Annotated in this window: 9 protein-coding genes; 4 read left to right on the top strand and 5 right to left on the bottom strand. The window is 41.4% G+C overall.

Annotated features, from left to right (window positions below):
* Positions 1-7: 7 nt before the first annotated feature.
* Together hrpA and IEV36_RS03665 are read right to left on the bottom strand one after the other, a co-directional pair.
* On the bottom strand, positions 8-3,862 hold the full coding sequence (gene hrpA / locus IEV36_RS03660; protein ID WP_005258063.1) for an ATP-dependent RNA helicase HrpA: 3,855 nt from the start codon (positions 3,860-3,862) through the stop codon (positions 8-10).
* Positions 3,863-3,976: 114 nt separating this feature from the next.
* The gene (locus tag IEV36_RS03665; RefSeq protein ID WP_032864057.1) at positions 3,977-5,137 is read right to left on the bottom strand and encodes a sterol desaturase family protein; all 1,161 of its coding nucleotides are present in this window, start codon (positions 5,135-5,137) and stop codon (positions 3,977-3,979) included.
* Positions 5,138-5,730: 593 nt separating this feature from the next.
* Between IEV36_RS03665 and ahpC the strand changes: the two genes are divergently transcribed.
* Positions 5,731-6,294: an alkyl hydroperoxide reductase subunit C gene (ahpC, locus tag IEV36_RS03670; RefSeq protein ID WP_004772679.1), complete on the top strand. Its 564-nt coding sequence runs from the start codon at positions 5,731-5,733 to the stop codon at positions 6,292-6,294.
* A 253-nt stretch (positions 6,295-6,547) separates the two neighbouring features.
* Positions 6,548-6,757 carry a KTSC domain-containing protein gene (locus IEV36_RS03675; RefSeq protein WP_003652651.1) on the top strand — a complete coding sequence of 70 codons (210 nt, stop codon included), beginning with the start codon at positions 6,548-6,550 and terminating at the stop codon, positions 6,755-6,757.
* 53 nt (positions 6,758-6,810) lie between these two features.
* Here IEV36_RS03675 and IEV36_RS03680 read toward each other — a convergent pair whose 3' ends face one another.
* On the bottom strand, positions 6,811-8,004 hold the full coding sequence (locus IEV36_RS03680) for an alkane 1-monooxygenase (RefSeq protein WP_005258067.1): 1,194 nt from the start codon (positions 8,002-8,004) through the stop codon (positions 6,811-6,813).
* Positions 8,005-8,125: 121 nt separating this feature from the next.
* On the opposite strand from IEV36_RS03680, the gene IEV36_RS03685 reads away from it, so the two are divergent.
* Positions 8,126-9,175: an AraC family transcriptional regulator gene (locus IEV36_RS03685; RefSeq protein WP_005258069.1), complete on the top strand. Its 1,050-nt coding sequence runs from the start codon at positions 8,126-8,128 to the stop codon at positions 9,173-9,175.
* On the opposite strand, the gene IEV36_RS03690 is transcribed toward IEV36_RS03685, so the two are convergent.
* Together IEV36_RS03690 and IEV36_RS03695 are read right to left on the bottom strand one after the other, a co-directional pair.
* On the bottom strand, positions 9,152-9,739 hold the full coding sequence (locus IEV36_RS03690) for an O-methyltransferase (protein ID WP_005258071.1): 588 nt from the start codon (positions 9,737-9,739) through the stop codon (positions 9,152-9,154). The genes IEV36_RS03685 and IEV36_RS03690 overlap by 24 nt on opposite strands.
* A gap of 36 nt (positions 9,740-9,775) precedes the next feature.
* A complete protein-coding gene (locus tag IEV36_RS03695) occupies positions 9,776-9,994 on the bottom strand; it encodes a DUF1653 domain-containing protein (RefSeq protein ID WP_004772684.1) in 219 nt (72 codons plus the stop codon).
* Between the two features lie 230 nt (positions 9,995-10,224).
* On the opposite strand from IEV36_RS03695, the gene ahpF reads away from it, so the two are divergent.
* Positions 10,225-11,340: alkyl hydroperoxide reductase subunit F (ahpF, locus tag IEV36_RS03700; protein ID WP_188393541.1), on the top strand; the 1,116-nt coding region annotated here is incomplete at its 3' end.

The following is an 11,340-nucleotide window of genomic DNA, read 5'->3' on the forward strand; positions in this document are numbered from 1 at the left end:
TCTCAGTTTAACCGATTGCTAATCGATCCCATAGTTTTTGTAATCTAGTTGGTGAAATAGGCAGCTTTGTTTTCATCGGTTGAGAAAACAAGGAAATTCTGAGTTCTTCCAACATCAAATACAATTCTTTGATTTTAGGATCTTTTTTAAATTTAAATACTTTGTCCATCCATGGATCGACATCATCAATTGCAGCAAGATCACGTTGTAGATTATTTGGCAATCGGTCTAAACGCAATAGCAGTGCTTTCAAATAACGCGGGTATTCCTGCCAAATCTCAGGTGACTGACTATAAACAAAGTCTGCCAACGACATTAAATCAAGCTGATCTTCAATATCATCCACACTGCGGCCAAAGATACTTTGATCGAGCACCAGCAATTCACGGCGAATTTGCTGCCATTGGGTAAATATTTCAGTTAAATCAGCCAATGTCTGTTGACCATTTGCTAAAAACTTCTTTTTGGTCTCAGTCAATAACTGTTGAAACTCATCGGCATTTTTTGGCAGTTCCTGAATCGAAACCTGTAAGGTTGCATAAACCAGCATTTGTTCCAGTTTTGCCCGTTCACCTAAAGGCGAATAAGCCAAAGCCAGCGGCTTGGAAATCTGCTTTTTCAATTGACGGATTAAATCGCCCAACTGCATATGCACCAGTCGAATCACCCCTTCACGATGTTGCTTGATCGCTTCATCCTGATCATTGAAGGTTTGAATCACCACACCTGACTCATCTTTCGCATCCAGCTCGGCAAACAGCTTGGTTGGCACCAACGCTTGATATTGCTTGACCACGACACCCGTGACTTTTTGCGAAGCTTCAAAAATAAAGTTGTCAGGGAAGGTTTTGAATTCACCTTTTTGCTGTTTCACTGGGCGATGGGTTTCAACACGACAGCGTGCTTTTAGCTCATCCAGATCACGCCCTTGTGCAATCAATTTGCCTTTTTCATCCAGCACCTTAATAAAAGGCACCAGATACTGGTCAATACGCTCAAAAGAAAAATCTTTTTCCGTAATCTGCTCACCACGCAAAGCAAAAGCCAGATAACTAAACAGATGTTCACGTAAATGCGTTGCATCTACGCCCTGCATTAGCTTTCTCGCAGTATCAGGAATTGGCACCAGATTACGGCGCTTATCTTTAGGTAAAGCCTTCAGTAATGCTTCGATCAAGTCTTGACGCCAGCCTGGAATTCCCCATGACCATTGCTTTTCATCGACTTGCGGTAATGCCTGTACAGGAATCTTAACCGTTGCACCATCTTCATCATGGCTTGGGTCAAATCGATAGCTAGCAGCCAAGCGCAATTGCCCATTATGCAAATAGTCTGGAAATTGTTGCGTGGTCGGACGATCATTCATCCATAACGCATTATCTTCGACAAATAGATAACGTGGCTGATCAGGTTCGACGGTTGCACGCCAATCTTCAAAACTACGACGGCTGGCAATTTCCTCAGGCACTTTCGCTGCATAAAACTGATAAATGGTTTCTTCATCCACCACTAAATCACGACGACGCAGCTTATCTTCAACGCGCTCAACTTCTTCAAGTTTAAGGAGGTTGTGTTTTAAAAATGGCGGTGTAATTCCAAGATTACCAGTAGTCAAAGCATCACGTAAAAAGATTTCATGTGCTGCAGGCTGATCGACCTTTTCAAAGTTGATCAAACGCTTCGGCTCAATGATTAAACCAAACAGCGAAATCTGTGCATAGGCATTCACAATACCCGCTTTCTTTGACCAATGCGGTTCAAAATAGTGGTACTTCAATAAATCACGCGCAGCTAATAAAATCCATTCAGGATCAATTTTTGCCAAAGTACGCAGATAGACCTGAGAGGTTTCGACCATCTCAAATGCCATGACCCAAGCGGTATTGGTTTTATGCAAGGTACTGGCTGGGAACACTTTGGCTTTCTGCTGGCGTACTGCCATAAAGGTATTACGTTCATCGGTTTTATTGGCAATGAATGAAAGTAAACCAGTCAGTAAAGCGCGGTGTAAATTTTCATAATTGGCGCCCTTTTCATTAAAACTCAGTTTTAATCCTTCTGCCAACTCGACTAATTGCTGATGGGTCTGTTTCCATTCACGCAAACGCAACCAGCTTAAAAAATGCTGACGTGCAAATTGACGGCGCTTATTTTCCGTCTGCGTATCCGGGCTGGTTTGTATCGTATTCCAGAGCTTTAAATAGAATAAAAAGTCTGAATCCGCTTCTTTGAATAAAGCATGCTTCTGATCGGCCTGCATTTGTTTATCGGCAGGACGTTCACGCGGATCTTGAATTGCCAAGGCACTGACAATAATCAACGTTTCTTTGAGTACGCCAAAATGTGCCCCACCGATAATCATACGAGCTAAACGCGGATCAATCGGCATACGTGCCATCATCTGACCGACTTTGGTCAAATCATTCTTGCGCTCACTCAGTGCACCCAATTCGATCAGCAGTTTACGACCATCATTGACCAAACGAAAATCAGGTGGCTCGATAAAATCAAAATCTTCAAGACTACCTAAACCAAGGCTTTGCATTTGCAAAATCACAGAGGCCAAGTTGGTTCGTTTAATTTCTGGCTCGGTAAACTCAGGACGGCTTAAAAAGTCTTCTTCACTATATAAGCGAATACACACACCCGCCGCAATACGACCACAACGACCTTTACGCTGGTTAGCAGCAGCCTGTGAAATTGCCTCAATTGGAAGACGTTGAACCCGCGAACGATAGTTATAACGCGAAATACGTGCAAAACCGCTATCAATCACATAGCGAATATTCGGAACTGTCAGTGCCGTTTCCGCCACGTTGGTCGCAATAATAATGCGGCGACCTTTACCGCTTGGACTGAAAATCTTTTGCTGTTCAGCCAGTGCCAAACGTGCATATAAAGGCAACACTTCGGTATGACGAGGGCCATACTTTTGTAAGGTTTCCTGTAATTCACGAATTTCCTGTTCCGTACTGGCGAAAACCAAAATATCAGCATATTCAGGATGACCTTTGCTTTCCGCATCAGCAAAACATTCTTCAACAGCTTGTACTACGGCACGCGGTAAATTTTCTTCAAAGTCATCAAACTCATCATCGTCACTGCCAACGATGCTCAGTTCTGAAATTGGACGATAACGCACTTCAACAGGAAAACTACGACCTTCGACTTCAAAAATCGGTGCGTCATAGAAATACTGGCTGAAGCGATTTACATCTAGCGTTGCTGAAGTGACGATCACTTTTAAATCAGGGCGCTTCGGTAAAAGCTGCTTGAGATAACCCATGATAAAGTCAATATTGAGTGAGCGCTCATGTGCCTCATCAATAATGATGGTGTCGTACTTTGATAAGAACCGGTCATTGGTCAGCTCAGCCAACAAGATACCATCGGTCATCAAACGAACAATCGAGTCTTGTGAGCCCTGCTCATTAAAACGGATTTTAAAACCGATTGATTCACCGAGTTTTTCACCGACCTCTTCAGCAATACGCTGCGAAACACTACGCGCAGCCAGACGACGTGGCTGGGTGTGACCAATCATACCCGTAAGACCACGCCCTGCTAGCATGGCAATTTGTGGAAGCTGTGTGGTTTTACCCGAACCCGTTTCACCCGCTACAATAATGACCTGATGTTTTTGAATCGCTTCAATCAAACGATCTGCATATTGGGTAACAGGTAAATCCTGATTGAGTTTAATCGTGGGGAGACGTGCAAGGCGTTGCTTGACCTTGTGGTTAGACTGTTCAAACAGTTTTTCGATGTCTGCTGGTTGTGTTTTTTTATCTTTGCGCAGTCGATTTAAACGGTGACGGTCACGTGCCATAACCAATTGATCTACATTTAAATGACTCTGCACTGAACAGCTTTCCTGAAAAATAAACTAATCGGCTATTTTACGCCTTAAAGCCTTGCTATGCAAAGAAACTGCATCAATCTCCTGCTGATCTTGATACAGTCCCCTCCATTCAGCTTAGGGTTTCGGTGACTGGTCGAAGTGTTTCCGAAAGCGTTTGACATATTTTTTAAACGGCCAAGTGAACTGTTTCACAAAACTATTCGGGATTTTATAGCCCACTGTCCCATAAACACTTGCCAGATGATTCGGCATATACACACTTTTAAACAGCACATCATAAAATGGGATAAATGCTGCATAATTCTTGTCAATCGCAGGTTTTTCAGATGAATGATGCCAATGATGGAATTCAGGTGTAGCAATCAACCAGCGTAAATACGGGAAACAGAAACGTACATTGGAATGAATAAAAATTGCGTGAAATGAAATAAAAATCAGATAGGCAAATACGGCAGACGTATGGAAACCTAATAAAAATATCGGCAAGGTTGCAATAAAGCGGGTCATCAACACTTCAACCACATGCAACCGTGAAGAAGCCAGCCAGTCCATATATTCCGTAGAATGATGAATGGCATGGAAACGCCACAAGAAATTGACCTCATGCATGGCGCGATGTAGCCAGTACACCACGAAATCCACCACAATCAGCAATTCAATAAACTGCAACCAGATTGGCTGCGCCTGCACATAAGGTACGATCGGGTTATTCGGCAAATGAGTAATCCAGTACTGGATCGGCATTACAGTTAAAAAGCTAAATAGTTGAATGCCGATATGACTGAACATAAAATATTTCATATCCGTCACCCAGCCGACTCTCAGGATTTTCTGTTCGGGATTTTTGGCAAAAAAACCTTCCAGAGGAATAAAAATCAGCGCCAGAATCACCAGCGTAAGAACAAAATAATCAATTCCTGCATAAAAAGGCACGCTGGGTAACATCGGCGCCTTGATCACACCACAACCTAAAACCGCAGCGACCAGAGCAAAACATAAACCATAAAAGCCATAGCGGTTCTGACGAATAATGGAACTAAACGCGCCAAAACCAACACTCAGAATGATGCCGCCCATGAGGCTAAAATAAAATACATCATAATTTTTTGCGTAAAATGGTCGTAACTCAGGTGTGGTCATCACCGAAGGAAACAGAAAACACAATGCACCAAATAGGCAAAGTAGGCCTAAAGACAGGGAAATAAACGCACTAATTTTTCCCAAGCCCGCATTGAGTTCCAGATTTTCAAATTTAGCTCTTAATTGATCAGTCATTGTCGGTATAAATTTCACTCTGGATGCCAGCACATCATGCTGATGCATATCACATTATAATTTTTCTCAAATAGATACTATTTAGTATTTCAAAGAGTTACAGCTCATTTTAGACAAACACTTATTGAACCACAAGATCAATCTATGATCGGCTTCCTGTCTTGGCAGCTATTCCTATTCTTAACTCAACAACAAGAACATAAATACATAACATTTTGTGCAGTTTCATCTCTTTCGTGTCTATATCCTTCATTCTCTAAAGCATCCGTAAATATTGGAGAAAGTTTAAGCGTATATCTTGGTTTTTTATATATTTTTAGATTTTTTCAATTTTACCCTTGAATTTTAACAGCGTAGACTTCATGTTGTTATGCACATTAGTTTTCAGATGTTTTGTCATGTTTGCTTCATTTTTATGTCGTCAAATAGAGCAGAAATCTTTGGGTGAAAGTCGTTTTGATTGAGTTATTCAATTTTCCGATTTTAGTCATGTAAAAATACTATTTCCCCAATAACTAAAAATTATTTATTCTAGACCTCGTAAACAAGTAAGGCGTTAGCCTCTCAATAAAACCTCAATCATGGAGACAATGATGAGCTTAATTAATACTGAAGTTAAACCATTTAAAGCAACTGCGTACCACAACGGTCAATTTGTTGACGTATCTGAAGCAGATCTTAAAGGCAAATGGTCTGTTGTATTCTTCTACCCAGCTGACTTTACTTTCGTATGTCCAACTGAGTTAGGCGACCTTGCTGACAACTATGCTGAATTCCAAAAATTAGGCGTTGAAATCTATGGCGTGTCTACTGACACTCACTTCACGCACAAAGCTTGGCACGACACTTCAGACGTTATTGGTAAAATCCAATACCCATTGATCGGCGATCCAACTTGGACGCTTTCTAAAAACTTCGACGTATTAATCGAAGCTGCTGGTCTTGCTGACCGTGGTACTTTCGTAATCGATCCAGAAGGCAAAATCCAAATCGTTGAAATCAACGCTGGTGGTATCGGCCGTGACGCATCTGAACTTCTTCGTAAAGTAAAAGCTGCTCAATACGTTCACGCTCACCCAGGTGAAGTTTGCCCAGCTAAATGGAAAGAAGGCGAAGCTACACTTGCTCCATCTATCGACTTAGTTGGTAAAATCTAATTATTTAGATTAGACCCAATGGTCAGAAACCACCCTTTTTAGGGTGGTTTCTTTTTATTTGCCTTCTTTAAAAATACCCCCTTACTCCCGCCTAAATTTTATAGCTAATTTTTTACAATTCTTATACTTATAAGTTTATAGCCAGCTTCATTTATCAATTGTCAGACGGTTGGAGTTAGAGTACTGTCAATTCATGGAACACCAGAGTTGTTAAATATGTACTAAAAGATCAAATCAATATGGGGACGAATATATGGAAAAATCTGTTGTTGTAACCTCTTGGAAATACGATGTTTCTTCACGCTATTTAAAAATCTTTTATAGCAATGGCTCAGGCGAGCTTTACCATCCCGTTCCAGAGTTTATTTACAATAACTTGCTTCGCACCAATGATAAAACGGCCTTTGTGCATAAATATCTTGAATTTGATCTGCATTTTAAACGACTCTGTATTTCAGCTTAAAGCATAAAAAAATCAGCCCTTATGGGCTGATCTGTTATTTAGCGTTGGCTCATTTAAGCCACATCTTGCTGCTCAGTGTATTTGTCTAACATCTTCTGCTTGGCCTCGGGATATACATTAATTCTATCCAAGTTGCCTAGATAGTGCTGCACCACACGATCATCCATAATTTTTGACCACCATGATGGAATAAATGCGGGCAAAATCATTGCACCATACCCTGCTGGTAATTGCGGCGCATCTTCAAAGTGGCGTAAGGTCTGAAAGCTTCGGGTTGGATTAGCATGATGATCAGAGTGGCGCTGTAATTGGTATAAGAACAAATTGGTCACCACATTATTATTGTTCCAGCTATGCTCAGGCAACGTCCTTTCGTATTGACCATTGGCCTTTTTCTCACGCTTCAAACCATAGTGTTCAATATAATTTACCGACTCAAACAAGGTTATCGCATAAGCCGCTTGCGTCAGTTGAAAAGGCACAGAACGCAGACCAAATTTACTCAGCATCGCCGCATGGTACACAGCCGACATTGCCCAACCATGAATCAACTCATTTTCCTTACAGAAAAAAGGCAATTTCTTACGCTCTAAGCGGTTCTTTTCAATCTCGATCGCCGATTTAAAGCTGCCAACCACAGTACGTGGTAAAAATTTCCAGAAGCTTTCACCAAATTGTGACGATGCAGGATCTTCAGGTGTCGCAACACGACGATGATGCCCATAAGGATGTTCTATTCGGAAATGGTTATAGCCCGATGGCGCTAAAGCCAAATGCGAAAGATAGTGTTCCAGACGCCCTGTTTTATGGCTCAATTCATGTGCGGTATTAATCGCAATGCCATTGACCATGCCCACCAAGGTTCCCAATAACACCTGATCCGCGACTGGGGTATCTTTACGACTGGCAAGATAAGCCCCATAAAGATTTGCAGCGTATTGCAGTGGAATATACAGTTTCACAATTCGTGCGTAATACGGATCAGCTTCAAGACCTGCAATCGCCTCTACGGGTGGGTTTTCCGTATCTTCACCAATGAATTTATCCAGCGTTGGAATGACGCCATGTAAAAACAGCGGGCCAAATGAAGCAAAGAATTTTTTAGTTTTTTTCGGACCAAACTGGTAACCCGCCAAACCACTCATGGCAATCGCTGGAACAGCCAAACCCAATAACCACAAATGACGTTTTTTATCTTTAAATGTTGTCGTTGCTTGCGCTACATCAAGCTGAGTATGCATATTCATTAGAATTCCCTCAATCAAACACATCTGTTTTGCTTAAATTGATTGTGTCCTTTTGCAGCAACCCTATATTATCATTTTAAGACTTGCTATTATCATTTTAAGACTTTACTGAGTTTTTATTGTGCAGAAGCAGCAGATCCCTGTTATTCCATCACGTTATTATTCACGACTGATTGAAATATTGATCGCGACTCATCAATACAACAATGACGTGTTGATCGCTTTGCAGCAACAACTGGCAACAACAGAACTGTTGTCCATTCAACAGATTGAACAATTTATTGAAATTGGTTTAAGTCTGCCCAATACCCAAGATCTAGCCTTTGAACTGGGTAAAAATCTTAAACTCAGCTCGCATAGTCTGGTGGGTTATGCGCTGATGACCAGTCCGAATCTGGAGCATGCACTCAAATTAATTGCCCAGTATTTTAGATTGATTATGCCAAGTTTTAAGCTCAGCATTCAGTTGCCAGCCCATCAACAAAAGGTTGAACTGTTATTTGAACCGATCTTGCAAATGAATAAACAATGTTTGGCCTTTCATATCGAAGCCATTGCGGTAGCCTTTTACTACAGTCTGCTTGAGTTGGCCGGTCAGCAGTTGCAGCGTTATCAAATTTATCTGAGTATCCCCGAACCGAGTTACCAAGAACGTTATCTCTCTTTAATCAAGGCCAATTTTCACTTTAACTATACGTGGCTCTCAGGAATCCGTGTCGTTATTGACCAGCAACAACTTGCACTGCCCTTGCCTTTGGCAGACGCGCATAGTTTAAAAGTAGTTGAACAACGCTGTCAGGAACAAATCCAGAAGATTTATCATCAAGGTGAAATTGTGGAATGGGTCAGTATGATGCTCAGACAAGCCAATCAAGTCCCCACCTTAACTGAATGTGCCAAAGTCTTAAATATTTCTACAAAAACGCTGCAACGCTATTTGCAGCAGCAAGGTGTTGAATTTCATGCATTAAAACAGCAGATCAGCACTGAACGTGCCATTAATTTGTTAGAGAATTCTAGCTTTACCATTACAGCGATTGCTTATGAACTGGGTTATTCCAACCCTGCCAATTTTACCCGTGCCTTTAATAAAGTGATGGGTTGTAGTCCACAAGCATATCGCTTAAACCACCAAGATAAAATCAATTCACTTCAAGATCACCATACATAAGCCCGCACCAATCGGCAAAGTTGTACTCATGTAATGTTCATCATTCTTGATCAATTCCAGAAAGGTTTTTACTTCGGCAGCATGAGAAATTACGTTATCAATAATCAAGGTACTGCCCGCGTTTTGTAATAACCTTTTTAAATCAGCCCAGTAACTCACGTAATGAATACGCTCTGCATCCAGTAAAATAAAATCAAAGGGTTCAGTGGCTTGGGCCAGAAAATCCGCTGCATCTCCTACCCAGAAATCAATTTGCTGTTCTAACTCAAATTCTTCTGCATATTTTTTCGCTTGAGCACTGCGTAAAGGATCAATTTCTACAGTTTGAACGTTGCCATCTACTGCTTGGGCAGCCTCAGCCAACCATAAGGTTGAATAACCAGTAGAAGTGCCGATTTCCAGAATACGTTTTGATTGCTGGCAACGAATTAACATCGCCAATAATTTTGCCGACTCAGCTTCAATATTGCGATAACGACTCAGACGATCAGACTGTTGAGCATCATGTTGCTTGAACTGATCATATAAATCAGAAATACGTTGTAAGAATACACTACTGGTCATCTCTGACTCCCCAAATGCCAAGTCGGCAAATTACGCTTAGGTCGCTTGAATCAATTTAAAACGGGGCTGGATTTGTCCATCAGCCAGTTGAACCGTTTCAGTAAACATTGCCAATGGGCGTACCCACATTGAATAATCGCCATATAAGCATTGATAAACGACCAGCTCCTCTTCAGTTTCACTATGACGAGCAACATGAAAGACCTGATAAAGTTGCCCTTTATAATGTTGATAGATGCCGCGCTGTAATGCCATATTGCTTATCCTCTATTTATGCCACGCAATGATTGCAGTTGTATAACAAGTTTGATTGTACTGTTTTTTTTATCGAAAGATACATTTCAAAATTCAACGGATAAATTAAAAATTCAAAAAACCGATCAAAATAATAAAAACATACTGTTTTACCTATTTATGGTTTTTGCGTACTATAGCCTCATTGAATGAATTTACTGATTTAAAAGTCTTAGGGTTTGGAGTCATACATGTTAGATCAAAATATTAAAACTCAATTAAAAGCTTATTTAGAACGTTTAGAAAGTCCGATTGAACTGGTTGCTGCTTTAGATGACTCGGATAAAGCAGAAAAAATTAAAGAACTGGTGACTGAAATTGCGGAACTTTCTGACCAAGTTACGGCGCGTTTTGACGGTTCAAACGCTCGCCGTCCTAGCTTTGGTGTAGCGAAAGCAGGTGAACAACCACGTGTGTTCTTTGCTGGCTTACCGATGGGACATGAGTTTACCTCTTTGATCTTGGCATTGTTACAAGTGTCTGGTTATGCACCGAAAGTGTCTGATGAAGTCTTGGCTCAAATCAAAGGCTTAAACTTGACTGCAAACTTTGATGTGTTTGTTTCATTGAGCTGTCATAACTGTCCAGATGTAGTACAAGCACTTAACCTCATTGCAATCAATAACCCAAATACTACGGCAACCATGATTGATGGTGCTTTCTTCCAAGATGAAGTGGAAGAACGCAAAATCTTGGCGGTACCTATGGTATTTCAGGACAATGAACATATCGGTCAAGGTCGTATGACGTTGGAAGAAATCGTTGCCAAGCTCGATACCAACTCTGCTGAGAAAGATGCAGCGGCAATCAATGCCAAAGATGCGTTTGATGTATTGGTGATTGGTGGTGGCCCTGCAGGTGGTACAGCAGCAATCTATGCAGCACGTAAAGGCATCAAAACTGGGATCGTGGCTGAACGCTTTGGCGGTCAGGTGATGGATACCATGGATATTGAAAACTTTACTACTGTGCAAAAAACAGTAGGTCCAAAGTTTGCTCAGGATATGGAAGCGCATGTCCGTGAATACGGCGTGGATATCATGAACCTGCAACGTGTTAGCAAAATCACAGGCGCAGATCAGACTGTAAATGGTCTGGTTGAAGTTGAGCTGGAAAATGGTGCCAAGCTTGAATCGAAAACCATCATTCTTTCAACTGGTGCACACTGGAGAGAGATGAATGTTCCAGGTGAAGCAGAATACCGTACTCGTGGTGTCGCATATTGCCCACATTGTGATGGCCCATTGTTCAAAGGCAAACGTGTTGCGGTGATTGGTGGCGGTAACTCGGGTGTTGAAGCAGCGATT

This window comes from Acinetobacter vivianii (assembly GCF_014635885.1).
Taxonomy (GTDB): Bacteria; Pseudomonadota; Gammaproteobacteria; order Pseudomonadales; family Moraxellaceae; genus Acinetobacter; species Acinetobacter vivianii.

What these genes read in the sequence shown, in the direction of transcription:
- IEV36_RS03665 (WP_032864057.1), bottom strand. Translation starts at nt 5,137, where the DNA reads ATGACTGATCAATTAAGAGCTAAATTTGAAAATCTGGAACTCAATGCG.
- ahpC (WP_004772679.1), top strand. Translation starts at nt 5,731, where the DNA reads ATGAGCTTAATTAATACTGAAGTTAAACCATTTAAAGCAACTGCGTAC.
- IEV36_RS03675 (WP_003652651.1), top strand. Translation starts at nt 6,548, where the DNA reads ATGGAAAAATCTGTTGTTGTAACCTCTTGGAAATACGATGTTTCTTCA.
- IEV36_RS03680 (WP_005258067.1), bottom strand. Translation starts at nt 8,004, where the DNA reads ATGAATATGCATACTCAGCTTGATGTAGCGCAAGCAACGACAACATTT.
- IEV36_RS03690 (WP_005258071.1), bottom strand. Translation starts at nt 9,739, where the DNA reads ATGACCAGTAGTGTATTCTTACAACGTATTTCTGATTTATATGATCAG.
- IEV36_RS03695 (WP_004772684.1), bottom strand. Translation starts at nt 9,994, where the DNA reads ATGGCATTACAGCGCGGCATCTATCAACATTATAAAGGGCAACTTTAT.